Genomic DNA, 21,758 nt, shown 5'->3' with positions numbered 1-21,758 from the left:
GATAGAATAGACGAAGTTGAACAGTTTAATGACTATATTTAGGTAAGTACTATGAACGACTTCGAAAAAGAACTAGCGCAGATTTCTCAAGAAGCTGCAGAGGAGCCAGAAGTAAAGCTGCCTTCGCTAGAAGAGCAAAAAGCCATTGCGGCTGAGCTTAAAAAGCTAGAAGCAGAAGGTAAGTTAACGCCAGAAATTTTGGAGCAATACTTCGGCAAGTTTAATCAGAAAAATTCTGTTCCGGTTCATTAATAAAAAGGGAGTGTTTACTCCCTTTTTTCATTTGTAAAATTCATCATTCCTTCAATTTACTAAGTCACAAGCACGACTTCTACTCATCATTTTCTAATCGGATAGCTTTTCTCTACCATTTCTCCCTACATCATGTTGTGACTTAAAAATTATTGACACTTCAATAGTTTACTAATTAGTACTAGGGATTTTCATACTTGACAATGCTCCCGCTCTATCTACTCTATTGCATATTTCAATCTAAACTACTAAAGGAATGCGAGCAGGATGGAGCATCAAACTACAAGGAATGTCATCTTAATTACGGAGGGCAGCCTACAGTCATCTCTCTTAAAGGATGTTTTGGAAACGAAGCTCGGTATTAACGTTCTACTGATCACTCCCGAAAATCTTGCTAGCCCATTTGTTAGAAATCGACCTATATCAGCGATTGTCCTAGATTACAGCGTTATCACAGATGAAGTGTTTGCTCGTTATATGGAATTTAAAACCCCCAATTTAACTGGAACGCTTGAAATCCTCATCAACTGCGACAAATCTATCTCAACGGATGAGCTCTTTGTCTGGCGTTCACTTGCCGGCATTTTCTATACCTCAGACGATATACAAACCTTACAAACGGGCATTGACAAGGTGCTCCAAGGCGATATGTGGTTCAGTCGTAAATTCGCACAGCAGTACATTACTCACCTGCGTCGTCATAGCAGGCCAATTAATAAGAACGTTCCGGCAATATTGACCAAACGGGAACAACAGATCATTACGTTTTTATCTATGGGGGCCTCTAATCAACAAATAGCTGAGCAGTTATTTGTAAGCGAAAATACGGTTAAAACGCATCTTCACAATATTTTTAAAAAGATTGATGTAAAAAACAGAGTGCAAGCGCTGATTTGGGCGAAAGAAAATATATCAGAACAATCTATAGCAGTTGTTTGATTTTATAAAAATCGATGTCTGACTAATTTAGTGCATACTCATATTTAGTCAAAAATAGATCATGTTAAAAGTGTTTCTTTTATGAGAAACACTTTTTTTGTTTCTATTTTTAATAAATTAATAATTCAAAAAAGTAGCAAATAACTTTACTCTGTTGTCTAGCACTTAGATATGAACTTGAGTGCTGACGATTAACTACGAATTTAATAATGTTAAGTTAATGAAAGTATGAGAAACATTATGGAACAGTACACGGAAAAGCCTGAAATCCTAATGCTCACTCAACAAAGTTTACAGAGTGAAAACTTTAAGGAAATGCTTTCTAGAAATACAGGAACAAAGATAACGATCATCGATGCTAAAAACCCTAGCTACCATGAACTCATCCCTGAACGTTATTTTTTATTGGTTGATTTCTCAGTTGATACGCCATCTGACACTTTAGTTTACTTGAAGGATAGCCGCAAAGTGCTAGGTACAATCATGCTTAATCTGGGTTACGACTTAGATACTGAAGAACTTGCATCTTGGCCTCATGTAAAAGGTATATTTGGCCCAGGGGATTCAATGGAGAAAGTGTGCCAAGGGTTAAGTGCCATTATTAAAGGAGATAATTGGCTATCAAGAAAATTGCTGGATCAATTGGTAAATTATTACAAAGGAAAAGAATCGAATAACGTTGTAGAGCCTGCGATTGAAGTAGAACTGACACGGCGTGAAATACAAGTTCTGAAAATGTTGAAAGAAGGCGGTTCAAATATGGAAATAGCTGATTCACTATTTATCAGCGAACATACGATTAAATCGCATCTATACAATATTTTTAGAAAGTTAGAAGTAAAAAATAGGACGCAAGCCACAAGTTGGGCGAAAAGAAACCTCTAGTACTAGGAATAACTACATGTAATAAAAAGAAAATAATAGATAAAGTACTAAGTTTTATTTTTATAATAATAAGGTCAGTCAAAAATATCATCCCATATTCAAACTTATTCCTATCGGATTGGCTATTAGACTTCTCATGTCTGGAACGAATCTCATCAGACGTGGAATAAAAGGTCTATTCAATAAATAAGCCAAGAGGGAATAAAAATGAGCACAAGTGACAATGACACGTATTTAGGCGATGCAGGCGCAAACAACGATATCGCTGATTTCGATGGCGGTGATGATCTGTTTATCGGTTATGGCGGTAATGATTCGTTTGTTGGTGGCGGCGGTGATGACTACATCATTGGCGGCGCGGGCAATGATCGTCTAACCGGTGGTGCTGGTGACGACGTCCTGAGAGCTGGTACGGGAAATGATTATCTTGGCGGAGGTACGGGAAATGACTTGCTACTAGGTCTTCTCGGCGACAATAAACTGAACGGCGGCGTCGGGGAAGATATCCTTGTCGCAGGTTCAGGTGATAACGTTTTAGTTGGTGGCAGTGACAGCGACAAGTTTGTGTTCACTGACAAGTTTGGTGGTCATGGTGAAGCGAAGGTAGTGGATTTCACTATCGGTGAAGACTCGCTTCACATCATTAGTGACACTGTGACAGAGTTCGGCGATTTAACTTTCAGCTACGATGCGGCTGGCAATGCAGTATTTACTGACGGCGCAGATTTAACCGTTAAGCTGATTGGTGTTACTGAAACAGATATTAACACCTACGGTGCCGATTTATTTGTTATTTAAAATCTAGTTTAAGGCGCTAGTCATCTAGCGCCTACATCATTCGATTAAAGTGGAAGTAATCGTGCAGAAAACAGTTTTCAAAGAAGTCAGACAAAAACTATGCACGCTTGCAGGTTTGCTGATCGGTTTTAGTCTCTTCATTAATTTACTCGTACTTGCTATCCCACTTTATATGTTGCAAGTGTACAACCGAGTCATCTCATCTTATTCGACTGACACCTTGTTGCTTCTTACCTTCATCGTGTTGGCGGCTTTGTTTACTATGTCTATTATCGATATTGCTCGTGCACAAATGAGTAAATCGTTCGGATTTTGGATGGACGCGAAACTTTCAGTGTTCATGCTTAAACGAAGCATTCAGTATCAATCGCATACTGGAAAGAGTTACACCTCTCAGGTTCTTCGAGATATTCAAACCATAAAAAGCTTTTTGAGCAGCCAAGCCCCTTATCCTTTGTTAGACGCTCCCTGGACACCGCTGTTTATTTTGTTCGTCTATCTACTCCATCCTTTGCTTGGGCACATTGCGTTGCTTGGTTCTGTCGTTCTGTTTAGCTTAGGTTTGATCAACGAGTTGATGACGAGAAAGACGATGCAAGAAAGTGAAGTTAGGGCCATTTCTCATATTAGTAGTGCAGAGTTAGCGACACAAAACGCCAACTCTATTTTAGCCATGGGGATGATGAACGCATTTTTGGAACAGTGGCAATCGCGAGTACAGAGTGTCAGTGTGCTTGAAGAGCGAGTTGCCGGAAAATCGATTTATATGGCTAACTTTTCTAAATTTGTTCGTGGCTCTTTGCAAATATTTTTACTCGGCGGTGGCGCATGGTTGGTTATTCAGCATGAAATCACGGCGGGTGCGATGATCGCGAGCTCTATTCTGATGAGCAGGGCATTATCGCCGATGGAGCAAGCGATAGGAACATGGCGCAGCGCGATGTCTGCGCGAACGGCTTATAAACGGTTAAAGGAGATTGATGCGATTGTTCGTCAAGACGAATCTGAGATGCCGTTACCTAAACCGAAAGGCCATTATGAGTTAACCGGGCTCACTTACCGTCACCCGGGTGCGACTGAGCCAGTGCTGTCTTCTATCACATTATCAATCCCGCCGGGCGTGTCCGTCGGAGTAATTGGCCCTTCTGGCACTGGCAAATCGACATTTGCTCGCTTATTGCTTGGTAACATTCGGCCTTTAGCTGGAAAGGTGACTTTAGATGGCATGGAAGTGTCGACTTGGGCATCTGAAGATCGAGGTGTTCACGTTGGCTATTTGGCCCAAGAGGTGGAGCTATTTCCAGGAACCATTCGTGAGAACATCGCGCGTTTTAAACAAGAAGATCCAGCGAAGGTGATCAAAGCTGCACAATTAGCGGGTTGTCACGAATTAATCCTCAAAAAGAACAAAGGTTATGACTTCGTTACTGGCGAAAATGGTCGTGGACTGTCGGGTGGTGAACGACAAAGGATTGCGCTAGCACGAGCTGTCTATGGTGATCCTTCTATCGTCGTCTTTGATGAAGCAAACGCCAATCTAGACGGAGAAGGTGAGGCTGCGTATCAGCGTCTTATCGCTTATCTAAAATCTCAGGGCTCAACCATTGTGGTTATCGCCCATAATCCAAGCACATTGAGGCAAATGGATCGATTGCTGTATTTAGCTGATGGCCGCGCCAAACTTTATGGTGCTCGAGATGAAGTGTTGAAGCGTTTAATGGGTGAGGACAGAACGGATATTCCAAGGGTGAAAAATGAGCAATCAGCAGCCAGTCGTTAACGAACTTCCTGCGGAGAAAGTGTACCGTTTCAGTTCAGATGCTAACTTGAGTTTCAAAAAGCCAATTTTGCTCGGAGTTGCAACGTTAAGCTTTTTCCTCGGCGGTTTAGGATATTGGGCGGCTACCGCAAAGTTAGAGAGTGCTGCTATCGCTTATGGAGATTTGTCTGTTCTAACCAAGCGGCAAGAGATACAGCATTTAGAAGGCGGTATCATTGAAAAACTGTATGTTCAAGAGGGTGATTTGGTAAAGAAAGGCCAGCCGCTTGTTCAATTATCGCAACGTCAGCCAATGGCCAAGTTAGATGCAGTTAGTGGTCAGTACATTCACACGCTAGCGAAGGAAAACCGGCTGAGTGCCGAATTGGATGAATTAGCGGATATCTCGTGGTCTGGTGATCTAGAAGTGATTCCTCGTGTAAACATCGTTAAAGAAGCCCAGTTAGTGCAAAACAAGATCTTTACTGCCAGAAAGCGTTTTTTTGAGAGCAAGCTTAGTATTATTGAACAAAGTATTTCTGGTGCGAGCTTAGAGCTCGAAAATCTTAAGCAAACCAAAGTCATCGAAAGAGAGCGCCTCAACTTTATTGAAGAAGAAATTGCAAGCAACCAAGCTTTGGTCCAGAAAGGGTTTTCTGGCAAATCCACTTTGTTGCAACTCAAACGGCTTGCCGCAGAGGTTCGCAGTACTCTAAGTCAGCTTGATCGGCAATCTTTAACCGTTGGGAAAAGGTTAGACGAGAACCAAGCCAAGATAGAAGAGTTAAAGCTCGAAAGATTGAATGAAATCGTCGAAGAGTTGCGGAATACCAAAAAAGAAGTCGTTGCCATTCGTGAAGAGTATCGATCTGCTCAAGATGTGGTGGCTAGAACTTCAATCAATGCGCCAATCTCAGGCCGCGTAGTGAACATGCAAGTGTTCACTGAAAAGGGGGTTATTGGTTCAGGACAAACGTTGTTAGAGTTAGTGCCTCAAGATGATAAGTTGCTTGTTGAAGCAAGAGTCAATCCGCAAGACATTGACTTGATCAATCCAGGACAACAAGCGCATGTGCGATTAACCGCTCTGAATGCACGAACATTGGCTCCTCTCGATGGCACGGTGCTGACTGTTTCTGCGGATAAATTGTCACAAGAAAACCAAGATGACTATTACCTAGCGCGAATCTCAATTTCTCAAGATGATGTTGCCAAGTACCGTTTGACATCCGGAATGAACGCCGAAGTACTCATTTTGTCTGAGCCTCGAACACCGCTGAGTTATTTGATTAAGCCACTGACAGAAAGCATGAACCGAGCATTTCGAGAAGAATAGGTATTCTGTCTTCGAAGAAGCGTATTCTCGCCAATTACATGCCTCGCTGGATATAGATCTAGCGGGGCATTTTTCTTTTTCAAATAGCGTACTTGAATCGGATATATGTTGCTAAGATTGAACCAATCTACCGATGGTTTTCGAGTGACAGTTTTAATTATCAACACTCTGATGTTTTGATTTGTCAGTTTGTTTTTATCGGTATTTTTTAGGGGATTAACAATCCAAATCGAAAACGAATGATATTTTCTTGGTTATTTGTAGGAATTATCCTGCTTTGTAGGTTTTGTATTACTTAAGATCGGTAATTTTCTTTCCTATATATCAATTTTTGCGATCGAGAATGGTTAAGTTTCGCTATAAATCATAATGCGTCGAATCATTCCTAATGTTTTTTGAAAATAATGTCTATTAAATGGAGTGGATTACGGTTTGCTTCTTGCTTCTTATTTTTTTGTTTTATCTTGTTGATTTTTAATAAATAATTTATATTGAGGCTTAGTTTGATAAAATGATGACTTATCTAGTAGTCATCATTGTTTTCATCTACAACGCTGTGTTACTAGTTTGAAGTTGTTGTCAGATAATTCTGATAACCGTCGTTTCATATAAATTTAAATATCATAATCAGTTACCTTTCACCTATCTACTAATTCATGTTTTAAATCTAAAGATATTGCCAAATCCTATGGTTTTCGAACGTTATAAATTATTGGATGTGCAATCATAAGATTATATATCTACCTATTTATGGTTATTAAATAAAAAATTGACCATATCGTGACATTTATTGATTAATTGTCGTCAAAAATTCGTCGCCTCAAAATTTTGACGATTTTGTGTTCATTTTACTCTCGGTAATTCATAAGAATTTTATATAAATTGGAAAGTACTGTGTCGATGGTTCAGCGTTGTTTTACCTTACTCTTAGTTGCCTTATTTACCTCTGCAAATGCTTTAGCTGCAGGAGAGGTGGAAATTTCATTTAGTCCTGCTTCTGGGAGTCATTATGAAAATGGTGAAGAAATTTCGTATTCGATTGAGGTAAAAAATACAACGGCGGACACAATTGCAGATGTCTCAGTGATAAACGCGGTTTGGGATGTCATGTCGGGCGACCAAAAAGCCTTTCAGAGCGTATCGATATCAGACACTCACAGTCTAGGTTCAATCGCTGGTAGTTACGCATCTAGCAATGCGAACTTAGAAGTGACTGGCGCGACATTGCTGCCATTTGGTCGAGTTACTTATCATGTTAGCGCGACAGTGTCTCATGAGAGTGCTGAAAACATCGTATTAGGTGGCGCACAAGTAAAAGCGATGATTGCTGGGGCAGAGAATACATTCGTTGATACAACCAGCGTCACGTTTGAACCTGCCGAATACAAATACACGCTAGATGCAGCGGTAACGCCAGCTGAATATCAAGTCGCTAACGTTTTGACGTACACGCTCACCGCAAAAAATACTGGCTTGTTTGCAGTAAAAGGCTTAGACATAACCCAACCTTTTCTGTCTCTTACTGGTGAGGTTCTAAGCGGTGCCAACGCTCCAGTTTTTAGTCATGTCGAGATCAGTGCTGTCGCTTCTTCTGGGAGTAATGCGGGAACATTTTCGAAAGCAGATGATTTGTCGGTAGAGAATGCGGAGCTATCCGTGGGTGGTTACATCACTTACACCATCAAAGCGACCGTTGCGAATGATCTGGTTTCTGACATTACAACTAAGGCGTCGGCGTTAACGCGCGATGGCCCTGTAGAAAGCAATGTTCTTGTCACGCCTCCAGCAACGCCGAACGTTACGCTTACCCATACACTTTTGTCTTCGACACCTTATTTAATCAACGGTAAGCTCAATTTCGAAATCAAAGTCAGTAACAACGGTGGTGCGATTGCACATGGTTACCACGTTACCCAGAACATCAACACGTTACTTACCAACAATGGCTTGGCGAACGATCTCTCGTCTGCTTTTAACAACACCGATGTGACCGGAAATCCATTCTCAACGTGGACTGTAACGGTCAACAACATTGGCTCTAACTCCTTATCTGCCTATCAAGCAAGTGGAGTTCAAACTGATGTCGATTTTGACGATACGGTGTCGATCTACCCCGGTGAGTCAATCACTTACCTAGTTGAAGCTACACTGACGCCAATCACCATTGGTACGCTTCAAGGCTTTTCTGCTGCCGTCAAAGATGAATCAGGTTCATTAGTTCAGAGTGCAAACGTCACAGATACAGTCAATGCAGAAAAAGTGCTGAACGTTTCTGACTCCGATATTGCCATTTCTAAAACAACCACCGCATCAGAATATGTGCCCGGTGGAAACATCGAATATGAAATTACGGTAACCAACGATTCGTCTAAGTACTTTGCCAATAACTTATTGATTCAAGACAACTTAACTTGTGTCATGACGGAGCAAGCTGGCGGCGCTGGCGATGCGCAAGCATTTAAAGAATGGAAAGTTGACGTCATTTCGGGTGAGGACTCGCTTGGCTCGGATCCGGGTTCGTATAGCTATGGCTCATGGAGCTCAAATCCAATTGCTTTGACGCCCGATCTTGCTCCAGGAAAAACCGTTAAATACAAACTTACCGCAAAAACCAATGACGCTAGCATGGGCGTTATTTTGGATGACTCGACGAGCTGTGCCAACGACAACGTGACCGAAAGTGGTTCAGGGGTTCAAACTCCTGACGACAACTTGCGTGTTAGTAAAGATGTCGACAGTCGTTACTATTCATCGGGTCAAACACTCACTTACACCATCGTAGTGACTAACGATGGTGATGGCTTTGCAAACCAAGTTCAGGTCTTGGATGAACTCTCGGCGATCACTACTCAAGACATTAATGGCAATACGATCAACGCCTATTCGGATTGGACCATTACTGCAAACGCATATAAAGCAGACGGTACAGCCGCGACGGCTTCCAACACTGGTATTGTTGGGGCAGTAAAGTATCCCGACAACCTGAATGTGATTGCGACGCTTGAGCCACATTCCTACATTGAATACACCATCGTGGCAGACACCCATCCTCTAGCTAATGGGCACATTCAAAACCAAGTGACGGTCGACGGCACTGTGTACGCCGACCGAGGTTCTGATCCGCGTGATTTCGCTATCGAGGTTAACAAGCGTGTTAAAACGAACACCGATACCAGTTTTGATACCAAGCAAACCTCGTATTCCAAGCTGGACAACGAAGTGACGTTTGAAATCAGTGTGAAAAATGCGAAGGAAAACGGCTATGCAACCAATGTGCAAGTCAAAGATGCGATATCAACCATCACGGCTGAAATTTTGGAGCCAGATGGCGTCACTAAGCCAGTTTTCAATGCTTGGACTATTCGTGCTGAAATCAAGTCTGACGATCCTTTGCTGAACGGCAATCCTGCTTACACCGATGTCGGCAGCTTCTCAGACAACCTTGATTTAGATACTAACGCTCAAATTCCGCCGAATGTGGAAGTGGTGTACACAATTGTTGCTCAGATTGACCGTTCAAATCCGGATCAAATTCTGTACTCTCAATTCAGTAATACCGCGACGGTTAAAACGCCAGATTCTACTGTCCAGTCATCAGCATCAGACAGCGTTACGGTGTATCCAAAAGAACCTAAGATCATCGTGACTAAAACCACACCGGATGACGAGTTTATCCCCGGTGATTGGGTCACATTTACGGTATCCATTTTCAACTTTGGTGAAGGTTATGCGAACGAAGTTCATGTAACGGACGATATTGTGGGTCTGGATGCGTTTTCTGAATGGACGATAGACGCGACGATTGATTCAAACAACTCACCATACAAAACAGGCAGTTACGCAGGGCCTAAATCGGGTTACCCAAACAATGGAAATATTGACTCGCGTATTGATATCGACCCTAAAGTGGGTAGTGAGAAAGGCTCGGTGGTTTACGTTATTCATGGTCGAGTGAAAAGCGATTATGCCAAGCAAGAGATCTCCAATACGGCGCAAGCTTATGACCCTTTGACTAATTTGAACCAGTCGTCTTCTGCACAAATTGGTGATGGTTCGAGCGACAAGCTTAATGTATCGATCTTAAAAACTGCCGATAAAGTCCGCTTTGTTCCGGGCGAAGATGTGACCTACGAAATCCGTGTTCTCAACAATGGCTCGCACACTGAAACTGGGTTAAAAGTCGTTGATAAGTTGCAAGATATTTTGTCTGTATTAGCGAACGACAAAGACAATCAGTATCAAGATTATCTGGACCAAAGCCCGTTCGAATATTGGCAATTTGACTATGACGACGGTGCCGGTTTTCATTCTGTAACGACGGAGAACTTTGTGTATCCCGAAGGGGACGCTTCCAAAACAATGAGTTTGGAACCGGACGAAGTGCGTACGTTTAAAATTAAAGCGCGTGTAAAAGATAACGTCGTTGGTTCGCTAGATGAAGGGGGGAATCTCAACGATAAAATTGCCAATGATGCATACATCTATCGCGATCTTGGTGAAGTAACGGAAACTTCTCACATTTCACACCATGAAATGAAAAAGGCATACAACGGTGGGAATGTCACGCGCAAGCTATTGGTGAATGGAGTCGAATCTCGTTTTTACTCACCAGGTGATACGTTGACCTATTTAGTGACGGTATCGTCTCAAACAGGTTACGTGAACGACCATACTGTGAGTGAAAACATCACTGACGTGACGACACAATTGCTCGATGGGTCAACTGCAACGCCCTTCGCGTCTGGTTTTTCCGTTGATGTATCGAAAAGCGATGCCCACGGCGGTGATGGCACAACCGATGGTACGCTCGATGGCACGGTAGCAAACAATCAAAACATCTCAACCGTTATTGATGTGGCGGGTGGGGACTCAGTCACATACCAAGTCGAAGGCGTCGTTCGTGAAGAGTCGGTAGGTAACATTACCATCGGCGGTATCACCGTTATTCCAAACAGCTACCATCTTTCATTCAGCAAAACCGTGGATGAAGCAAGCTATGAGCCGGGTCAGCCATTGGTCTATCGCCTAACGATTGAAAACGATGGTAAGGGGAACGCGTACAATATTCCTGTGGTGGATCGCTTATCCAACATCACGGTGGAACTTGTTGATGGAACAAATGAAAAGGCGTTTGATTCGGGCTGGACTATCGAGCAGAACATCGTCAGTGGTAGCGATAAAGCCATTCTCGATCTTGATGGTTCAGTTGAAAATAATCGAGATATCGACACGCATGCCTCCATCCCCGCGGGCACTACAATTGAGTACAAAGTGACGGCGACGGTAAACAACAATGCAGTCGGTGAAATCCTCAACTTGTTGACCGTTGACGGCGACACCGTCAGTGCGAAGACGAAAGCATCGGCAGAGAAATACGACTTCGAAAAACACATTACCCGCTTCTTAGATCAAGACGGTGTTACTTCATTGAGCGGCGGTTACACGCCGGGCGGCTACATTGAGTATGAAATATCGCTCGTTAACCTTAACAACGTGCACATGCAAAACATGCCGATTAAGGATGAACTTAGCGCAATCAAAACCCAATACTTAGATGGTTCGATGGGTGCAGCGTTTGACTCTTGGACCATCACGACTCAAACCGATACCAGTGGTATCAGTGAGCCGGGGTCGGTCACGGATAACCGCGATATTGACACCCAGTTTAACCTTGCAGCAAATAGTTTCGCTGTTGGCGGCACTTTCATCAAATATACGGTGAAAGCAAAGATCAGCGAGAAAGCGGTTGGCCAAATCTTAAACGTGGCGGTTATTGATAGCAGTCATAACCTAGTCGCTGAGCCAGCCAACATGCTGCCTTCTGAGGTAAGCAAATCCCATAAAGCGTACACGGATTCGTCTTTATCGAGCGAAAAGCTGACGTACAATCACACGTCTAGTGGTGAAAATATCGTGTACCGTCTGCGCCTCCAAAACAATGGTAAAGGACTGGAGTACAACAAATCACTGCAAGAGTTATTCTCTAGCATCAAAGTCCGAGTGGCACAAAATGCGGCTGGAGAATCAGACGCGCAGAGTTTACCTGCCTTTGCTGCGCACGGATGGGATGTGAGCGTGAAAACTTCTGGTGAAGCAACGACGGATATCGGCGGCTTTGTTGGTGGTGCAAATGCGGATATCGATATTCCAGTTCTATCCATTGCGCCGGGCGGTTGGATTGAGTTTGTGATGAAGTCACGTATTCGTCCAGACGCTTTGGATCAAATTGCTTCGACGCCGAAATACAACGGCACGAACTTCGCGACAGCTCGTGTGACACCGGAAGGCAGCAACCTAGCCGTTAACAAAGAGATCGTTTCGATTGCTGGTAAACCTTACGCAGCGGGAGACACTTATAAACCAGAAGATGAGGTGGTGTATAAGTTTACGGTGATCAACACCGAACCTGTATGGCGTGATGAGGCCGTGATTCAAGACATCATCTCTAATGTTCGTGTTGAAGTTATTGGTGACACAACGAAATCGGCATTTTCAGAATCTGAAATCAGCCACGTCTTTACCTCTGTTGGTACCAGTGGCACGCAAGACACCTACATCGAACCATACGATGCCACCGATGATCTGGATTTGGTGGTTGATATTGCGCCTGAAGAAGTGATCGAATTTACCGTAAAGGGGAAAGTTCGCGCTGATGCTGTTGGTGATATCGATGGAAACACCGCAAAAGCCGGCAAACAGAGTGACACAACGGAAACCATTCCTCCTATCACACCTGTTTTAGATTTCCAAAAACTGGTGCTGAACACGACCGCCGACAGCAGTACGTGTACGTTTCCATCTTCGACGGGCACTGATTGTCACTACAATCCGAATGGCCAGATCCAGTATCAAGTCTCAGTCACCAACGTAGGTGAAAGTACCACTAATGGTGCCACCATTGTGGATGAACTGGACAAGATTAACACGTCTGATGGCAAACCAGCTTTTACGGATTACAGCGTGGCGATTGTTAGTGCACCAACGTCAGACCGCTTCTCCATCAATGGTCAGTATCAAGGCAATGTACCTTTAAACGCAGCATTCGATCTGATGCCAGGCGATACCGTTGTCTTTGAAATTGATGGCACGGTTGCGGCGGATGCAACGGGCGCAATAACTAACGTAGCAAAAGTTGCAGGCGTGGACAGTAATGCTGTCGTGCTTGATCCGGGAACTTCGAATCTGCTGGCGCAAAAGTCAACGGACACTCCGACGTACACGCCGGGCTCGGAAGTGCGCTATCAGATGCGAATTCGCAACGTAACCACCAATAATGAGCTGGTGGATGTGCGCGATACCATTAGTAGCTATTTGGTTGAGACCGCGGACGGCACTGAAAAAGTAGCACTGAAAGATTGGAGTGTAAGCGCGAGCGTTATCTCTGACGGTAACCCGGCGTACACCGACATCAACAACTTAAATCTCATTGCGGATAATACCGACATCGACACCACCATTCAGATGGGTGGCAAAGCGCCAGATGACACCTACACCGAGGTTCTCATTGAGGTGGTAGGGCACGTGCGTGACGACGCGGTTGGCGAGTTTACCAACCAGTTGCAAGGGAAGTTAAGCAGTGGCTCGCGCTATGTAACGTATAACTTACGCGAAAAAGTGATCGTTCCTGAACCGGGCAATTTGGCCGTCACGAAAATCACTACCGATCCAGCGGCTATCTACCATCCGGGAGACACTATTGGTTACGACATCGAGGTGAAAAACACTGGCAGCGGCTATGCAACTGACGTATTGATTGCGGATTTGTGGAAAACCATTCGTACTGAAAAAGCGGGTTCTGCCTTGCCTGTTCGTGCCTTTGAGGGGTGGTCGGATGTCAGCGTTAGCGTAGATGGAACGGATCCGAGCTTAACTCAAGCTGTGTCGGGCTCAGAAGTAACGGGCGATAACGGTTATCAAGTTCGTTACAACATTCACCCTGCGCATAGCGTCAAGCTGCATGTAGAAGGCGTGGTCAAAGCCGATCTGGTTGGTGATATCACAAACGTGGTCGAAGTCAGTGACGCGACGAGTAAACTAGCCGCGCAAGCGACGTATGTTGCAGCTGCCGCCGATTTGAATGTGACAAAAATCGTCGATAAAACTCAGTATGAGTCTGGCGATACGCTGACGTATACGATTCAAATTGAAAACACCACGGCAAACTGGGCGAACGATGTCCAAGTTAAAGACTTCGTAAACAAAATTACGGCGGCCAGTGTGACTGGTGCAAACGTGATTGCGTTTGAGTCTGGGACTATTTACATGAATGCCGAGTCTTTGAGCGGAGCCACTAAGTTCCCCGCAGCCAATGACGAGTTCATTGATGGCAGTATTGATATTGCGCCTAATGATGTGGTGACCATCACCGTAGAAGGTGAGCTTAACTCGCAAGTCGTTGGTGAGGTGACCAATACCGTTGATGTTACCTACAACGGCACCACAAAAACGGCAGACGCGACCAGCACGGCCAAGATCCCCGATCTAACGTTTACGAAAACGCCGATGGTGGAGCATTACAGCCCAAACAAAGCGTCGGGTTACATTCTCAAAATTGTCAATGAAGGCAACAACTACGCGAACGATATCAATTTGAAAGATGCCATTGGCGCGTTAGCTGTCGATACGATTGATGGTTCAACCAACCAAGCATTGTTGCAATGGGCCGTTCAATATGTGGCGGGCAGTGCATTAACTACGGTCGATGCGAACTCTCTGGTGGTGGATAAAGATATTGACTACAACATCGACCTAGCACCAAATGACAGCATTACGTTGTACGTGATTGGTTTAGTGAATGCACAAGCAACTGGTGACATCGTTAACCAAGCCACACTCAGCTACAACGGCAAAGATATTCTCGCAACTGCAACGCTAAAACCTTATCCGGGCGATGTCGTTATCGAAAAATCCGCTGACGAACGATATTACCAGCCGGGAGAGTTCTCGACATTCCGAGTCAAGGTCACGAACAATGGTTCTGGTTTTGCTGCGGATGTCAAAGTGGAGGATTTGATTTCTGCATTAGAGGTTGAAACGTCTGGTGGCGCAATGGAAGCGGCATTCAACGATTGGACGATCGTGACCAGCAAAGGTGACCCTCGCACCAATATCGAGACCTTACCGGGACCAAATTCGGACATCGAGACTAATCTCGATATTGCTCCAGGAGATACGGTTGAATTTGCCATTACAGGCACGGTGAACAGCCGAGCGGTTGCCAACATTATTAACACAGCAACGGCTGAGTTTGCAGGTGCAACGACAGAAGCAACCGCAACCTTAGAAACGCTGCCTGAAGAAGTGTGGATTGAGAAAACAGCCGAATCTCCAATGTATATTCCGGGAGAAGATGCGGTATTCCACGTTCGCGTTTACAACGGCACTGATGGTTTCGATAACGACATCGCGTTAGAAGATATTTTGTCGGGCATTAAAACCACCAACATCTATGGCGTGAGTGAGCGTGCTTTCGAGAGTTGGACGATTGAAACGACGAGCAGCGACAGCCGCACCACCATTACCCCGATGCCCATCGATAATCAGGATATCCGTTCGATGATCGATATAGCACCGCATGACATTGTGGAGTTCACGATCACCGCGAAGACTAACCCGTTAGCCGCGAGTGATATCACCAACACGGCAACGGCGGATCTCAACGGTACGCAGCAGCATTCAAGTGCCACTGTTCAGCCTCAATCTCAGGGGATCTTGATTGAGAAAACCGCAGACACCCAATATTACGTTCCGGGTGCAGAAGCGACGTTCCGCGTCAAAGTGAAGAATGAAGGCACAGTCCCAGCGACAGATGTGGCTGTAAAAGACGCCATTAGTAATCTTGAAGTCGTGCGTCTTGATGGTACATCGGTAAAAGCATTCGACTCTTGGCGCATTGAGGTGAATAAAGCGAATGCGGAAACAGAGATCACCAACATGCCGGGCGTGAATTCCGACATTGATTCAACGCTAACGATTGCTGCGAATGATGAAGTGGAGTTTGTGATTACAGGCCTTGTGAACCAATACGCTACTGGCGAAATTGAGAATACCGCCAGCGCCACATTTCTTGGTGAAACGCAAGATTCAACAGCGACACTGCTGGCGATGCCGGAGTCGGTCAAACTTGAAAAAACCGTTGACGATGAGTTCTACCGTCCGGGAGAGAGTGTTACTTACCACGTGGTGTTAACGAATGAATCGGGTTCATTTACTGAAGAGATGATACTGAAAGATCTGATCTCAGAACTGAAGGTCAACACCATCAACGACACTCAAGCTGAAGCATTTACCAGTTGGCGTATGACCAGTTCATACAACGATGAACGAACCATCGTTCTGCCCCAAATTCAGGGCGACAATCTGGATGTAAACAGTCGCGTGATTCTTGCGCCAAATGACACGTTAGACATTGAGATTACCGGTGTGGTCAATGCAGACGCGATGGGTGAAATCACCAACCACGCTTACGCATACGACAAATCGGAAAGCGATGTTTTGGCAGAAGATGTCGCCATTATCAAACCGCAACCGATCATCTTATCGGTGACGAAAGTGGCCGATAAAGCCGAATACACCAATGATGACGAAGAAATCACCTTCACGATGACGGCGACCAACCGTGGTTCTGGTGATGCAGAGAGCGTGAACTTGTTGGATGAAATCGACAAATTGATTGGTAGCAACGGTAATGCGTTGTTCACGACATGGAAAGCGACTATTACAGAGCTGAAATCTGGCGTTGTGGTCTCTGTGGATTCGGATAACAACGTCAATTCCAACCATACCTTGAAAGCGTACCAAGGCAATGAGTTTGAAATCGTCGTGACAGGTGAGATCAATCAAGGCATTGATGACAACTTTACCAACGTTTTCACGGCGGCGGCATCGACGGGCGAAACGGCATCTGCGAATGTCACGATCAAAGTGAAAAAGCAGGCTTACAACGAAGGCATGCTGAAAGTCACTAAAGTGGCAAGCAAATCGGAAGCCAGTGTCGGTGAAGTCGTTGAATATGAAGTGGTGATCACCAACGAAAACGACAACCCATTCTCAGGTGTGCGTCTGGTCGACCGTTATCCTGGTGGCTTTGCTTACATTCCTGATTCTACCGAGATGGTAAATAGCGGCCCTGATGGCGTATTTGATACCTCCGACGATATTCAAATCACGGTCGAGCCGACCAAGACAAACCAGCTGTTCTTCGATGTTGGTGACATGAATATCTATGGTAAAGGCGATTCTCAAACTGCGGATGCTGTGCGCATTCGTTACCTAATGCGCGTCAGTGTCGGTGCTACTTTTGGCGTCTACACCAACACTGCATGGGCAGAAGCGCCACCAGCAGAAAGCTTCTCGGCACAGAACACCAGCACTAACTACGTGGTGAAATCGAACCTAGCGAGCGCAACCGTCGAAGTGATGCCAGACAAAGTATTCGATACCGCTTCTATCATCGGAAAGGTGTTCGAAGACCACAATGGTGATGGTTTCCAAGCAGATGCAACCGCGGACGATGTTCTCATCGACATTGACCTTGCGCTAGGTGATTACGTTCCGAACTCGACCTTCATTATCCAAGATGGCGTAGAAACTCAGCTCAAAGATGTGACGGGCAAACTGCAAGGTCAACCTGTAGTGATGTCGAGAATGGATAAAGGCTACGAAGTGGATGAGCTATATGGCTTGTCTCGTAACCGAACGCTTAAGCAGAGCAACCAAGTGGCGTTCCAATTCAAAACACGCACTCGCCAAGGCTTCTCATTCAAGGTGACCACCGATAACGGCACGCACATCGAGTTCGACCAACAAGGCAATGCGATTACCAAGCATAAAGGTGATAAGCAAAAAGGCCTGTCGGCAGAGAACATCGATGTGGTGAGAAACCTTTATCGCGACGGGGATGAGTACCTGTGGGAGATCATCGTTGAGAACAAAGGGCTTTATGAAGACGGTATTCCGGGCGTTCGACTGCTTACCGTCGAGGGCATCATTATCGAGACCGACCAATATGGTCGATACCATGTTCCAGATCAGTGGGTGTTGAATAAGAAAGGGAAGCAGTTCTTGGTCAAAGTCGACACAGACTCGCTACCAACGGGTATGAAAGTGCTCAGTGAAAACCCGAAAGTACAAAGAATCACACCAAACAAACTGACGAAATTTAACTTCAGTATTCAAAGCAGTGGGGATGATTAACCGTTCGTAACTTACACGTTGGCTGGGCTTGTACTCAGCCATTGACTGCAACGGTTAAGCAAGAAAATTATGATTAGATTTAGACAATCAAAACTGACGATATGTATCGCGGCGGCGTTGCCGATCCTATCGTACGCAAAAGACACCAGCCAGTTAGAAAAGCTGGGCAGTGACTCACTGGGTATTGAAGTTAACACGCATGAACAAACCGACAATTCTCGTATTTATCTGGAACAAGGTGCGATTTGGGTTAGCCGTGACATCATGCACTTTGACCCAGTGTTGGATCTGAGCATCAGCAGCAATGTGGAAGTCAGAAACGGCAAACCTCTGCAAGAGATGAGTTTTGCTATCACCACCAACTTCAGCTACTACGTGGATCATTACCAATTAGAAGTGTATCGCGGTGGCGATCGTGGTTTGGTGTCTCCGCTGGCGGTGGTGGAAGGTCAGCAATTTGCCAACGATTTCAACATCGTTTGGGATGGCAAGACCGATCAAGACTACCAATTTGAATCCAACACGCAGCTTCTGTTTCGCTTAAAAGCGTTTGATAAAGACGGCAACATGGACGTGACAAGTGTCGGTGTGATCGATCTTGTTGAACCCGATTCTGAAGTCGACATCGACAAGCATGATGGTGAAGAAGATCAAAGCCGTAAGCTTGGCAAAGCTCAGTTGATGCGCCACAACATTCCTACCTCGGCTGGTCTGGCAAGGTTTATGGGTACGGGACTAAAAGGTGTCGACAAAGTGGTGATTGGTGAAGATGAATTTGACGTAGAAGAGGGCGAGCTTTACGCCGAACAATACTTGCCAGCCGACGCCTATCTATTCCCAACTCGTGTGGTATTTGATAGCGGTGAAGATCGACGTTACCAACTGTACGTGCGTATTCCGGATGAATATTGGGTACAAGCGGGTTTGGCGGATTTCTACATTGGTAAAAACAAAGTCACAGGTAATTCGGCAGCATTGGCAGTTGATGACCAATATCAAGATGATATCTATAACCAAGGTCGCTTAGCGTATTTTGGCCAAGGTAAGTTTGGTGACAAACTCCGAATCACCACCCACTTTGATACCAAAGAGAGTGACGTGCGAGACATGTTTAAGCACCCGTTTGCCTCTGATTCATCCAGCGTATTCGACATTCTCGAAGACGACGATGAAATGTATTACGGCAACTACGGTGACAGCTCGAACATCTACAAAGTGGTCAACACCAAAGGCAAAGTGTATCTCAACGTTGAATACGACAAATCCAACGTTTTGTGGGGGAACTACAACACAGGTATAACTGGTACTGACAACAACGATTACAACCGCAGCCTATATGGTTTCAAAGGTGACTATCGCACACGTTCTACCACCAAGTTCGGTGAAGATCGTCTTAACATCGTTGGCTTTGCCGCCGAATCGGATTCGCTGTTTGCGCACGATGAATTTTTAGGTACTGGCGGTTCGCTGTACTTCTTACGCCATGGAGAAGTTGTACCGGGCAGCGACAAAGTGATGGTTAAGGTGGTCGACCCTAACAGCGGCATCACCTTGCAAGAACTGCCGTTGCAGTCGGGACGTGACTATGAAGTCGACCCATACCAAGGCCGAATTATTCTAACCAAACCACTAAACAACATCATTTCTGACAACTTTGGTTCGGTCATTAACGACTCCCCAGCTGACGGTTATGACAACTATCTTGCTGTTGATTATGAATACGTGCCTCAAGGCAGTGAAGCGCTTGGTGCAATGACCGCTGGTGGACGCGTCAAAGGTTGGGTAAACGACTACATCGGTGTAGGTGCAAACTATCAAACCGAAGAAAAAGATAACCAAGACTACGAAGCGTACGGCACAGACTTAACGCTACGAGCATCAGAAGGCACCTATTTGAAAGCCGAGTTCGGCCACAGTAAAGGTCGTCAAACCGATTCTAACTATGTCTCTTTCGATGGCGGTTTAACCTTTACGCCTATTGGCGGCAGTGCGGATGATCGTGAAGGTGACTCTTATCAAGTGAAAGGGGTGATGAACCTTTACGATATCGCCCCGAGCGTGTTTTCTGCTGTGGGTAACGATGTAAAAGCTTGGTACAAATCTAAAGATGCAGGTTACAGCTACGCAAGCCAAGATGACGATTTAGAACAAGAATCTTATGGTACGGAAATCCGTCTTCAAGCAACGGATCGTGTTGCGGTGAAAACTCGATTTACCTCGATGGAAGAGCGTGAGTCCGACGGCACACTAAGAACGGATTCTCAACAGGCAGAACTGGAAACTCAGGTCAAAGTGACCAAACACATCAAGATTTCCGCAGCAGGTAAACAAGTCGAAGAGTTAAACAACGAAGACGAAAAAGGCAAAGGCACCTTAGCGGGCCTGCGTGCCGATTACATTTGGGATAGCGACAACAATGTTTACATCAAAGGGCAAAAAACCGTTGGAAAAACAGATGAGTACGATGAGAACGACAGCGTCACTATTGGTGGTGAAACGCGTATTTTAGAAGACTTCGTCGTTGGCGCAGAATACACCACGGGCGATCGTGGCGATGCGGCTGAAGCCAGCGTGACTTATGATGTGACGGAAGACTACAGCACTTACTTAACCTATGTCGATGACAGCTACGAAGGCAAAAACAACGTGATTGTCGGTCAACGTGCAGATCTGACTTCAACGGTCGATTTCTACCAAGAAAACCAATTTGTGGATGAAGACAACGGTAAAGGTCGCATCGATTCATTCGGCTTTGGCTACGACATGAACGACGACATCGACATGGGTATCGGCTATCAGAAAGGCGAAATCGAGGATGATCAAAACATCACCACCGAGCGCCAAGCGGTGAGTGTAAGTACCTCGATTGATGTCGATGATGTGTTGTTCAAGAACAAAGTGGAATATCGTGTTGATAAGACAGATGACTCTGCTGACCCAGACAAAAAACGCATCGACCAATGGGTGACGACCAACCGTTACACCCATCACCTGACGGAAGAGTACACCTTATTCGGTAAGTTCAATTACTCACGCTCAGAAAGCAAATCGAGCGACAAAATGTTGGCTCGTTTTATTGAATCGACCGCTGGATTGGCGTATCGCCCAATTTACAACGATCGTTTGAATTTGTTGTCGCGCTACACTTACTTGGTGGACTTCGACCAACTCAATCGCGATGTGGATTACAAAGATGAAGAAAGCCATATCATTGAAGTGGAAGGCATCTATTCACTTGATGCCAACTGGGATTTAGGCGCGAAATACGCATTCAAAAACAAGCATGAACTCTTCACTCGTCAATCGGGTGAAGACATTCCGGTTGACAGCAAAATCTCATTGTACGGCTTAAGTGCTTCTTACCGAGTGATGAAAGAGTGGGACGTGACAGGCGAGTACCATTGGAAGACCGATTCGACCTACGATGAGTTAGAGCAAGGTGCGCTGATTTCAGTGAACAAACATCTTGGCGACAACTTCAAAGTCGGCGTCGGCTATAACTTCTCAGGCTTTGACAGCAACCTTGCGAATGATGATGACTACGACGCATCAGGCGTGTTCATTAACCTAGTTGGCAAGTTATAAGAAGAGGGT

The 21,758-nt window shown here is 45.1% G+C and carries 8 protein-coding genes; all 8 read left to right on the top strand.

Annotated features, from left to right (window positions below; translation table 11 throughout):
• Positions 1-51 precede the first annotated feature (51 nt).
• The 8 genes from BIW15_RS19025 to BIW15_RS18990 all read left to right on the top strand — a co-directional run bounded on the left by BIW15_RS19025 (position 52) and on the right by BIW15_RS18990 (position 21,749).
• The gene (locus BIW15_RS19025) at positions 52-252 is read left to right on the top strand and encodes a chromosome segregation ATPase (RefSeq protein ID WP_005462979.1); all 201 of its coding nucleotides are present in this window, start codon (positions 52-54) and stop codon (positions 250-252) included.
• Between the two features lie 267 nt (positions 253-519).
• Positions 520-1,191, top strand: coding sequence for a LuxR C-terminal-related transcriptional regulator (locus BIW15_RS19020; RefSeq protein WP_077281458.1), 672 nt, complete (start codon positions 520-522; stop codon positions 1,189-1,191).
• A 228-nt stretch (positions 1,192-1,419) separates the two neighbouring features.
• The gene (gene cpsQ / locus BIW15_RS19015) at positions 1,420-2,076 is read left to right on the top strand and encodes a cyclic-di-GMP-binding transcriptional regulator CpsQ (protein ID WP_031792346.1); all 657 of its coding nucleotides are present in this window, start codon (positions 1,420-1,422) and stop codon (positions 2,074-2,076) included.
• Positions 2,077-2,283: 207 nt separating this feature from the next.
• The gene (locus BIW15_RS19010) at positions 2,284-2,874 is read left to right on the top strand and encodes a calcium-binding protein (protein WP_021450607.1); all 591 of its coding nucleotides are present in this window, start codon (positions 2,284-2,286) and stop codon (positions 2,872-2,874) included.
• 61 nt (positions 2,875-2,935) lie between these two features.
• Positions 2,936-4,654 carry a type I secretion system permease/ATPase gene (locus BIW15_RS19005; protein WP_179115308.1) on the top strand — a complete coding sequence of 573 codons (1,719 nt, stop codon included), beginning with the start codon at positions 2,936-2,938 and terminating at the stop codon, positions 4,652-4,654.
• Positions 4,629-5,969 (top strand): HlyD family type I secretion periplasmic adaptor subunit, encoded by a 1,341-nt coding sequence (locus BIW15_RS19000; RefSeq protein WP_025535021.1) that lies wholly within the window; start codon positions 4,629-4,631, stop codon positions 5,967-5,969. The genes BIW15_RS19005 and BIW15_RS19000 overlap by 26 nt, the downstream gene beginning before the upstream one ends.
• Positions 5,970-6,869: 900 nt before the next feature.
• The gene (locus BIW15_RS18995) at positions 6,870-18,164 is read left to right on the top strand and encodes a DUF11 domain-containing protein (protein WP_179115309.1); all 11,295 of its coding nucleotides are present in this window, start codon (positions 6,870-6,872) and stop codon (positions 18,162-18,164) included.
• A 69-nt stretch (positions 18,165-18,233) separates the two neighbouring features.
• Positions 18,234-21,749: a hypothetical protein gene (locus BIW15_RS18990; protein WP_077281455.1), complete on the top strand. Its 3,516-nt coding sequence runs from the start codon at positions 18,234-18,236 to the stop codon at positions 21,747-21,749.
• Positions 21,750-21,758 lie beyond the last annotated feature (9 nt).

Origin of the sequence: Vibrio sp. SALL6, assembly GCF_002002385.1 — a bacterium.
GTDB lineage: Bacteria > Pseudomonadota > Gammaproteobacteria > Enterobacterales > Vibrionaceae > Vibrio > Vibrio parahaemolyticus.
The sequence above is the reverse complement of the archived record's forward strand: the minus strand, read 5'-3'. Positions and strand labels throughout refer to the sequence as shown.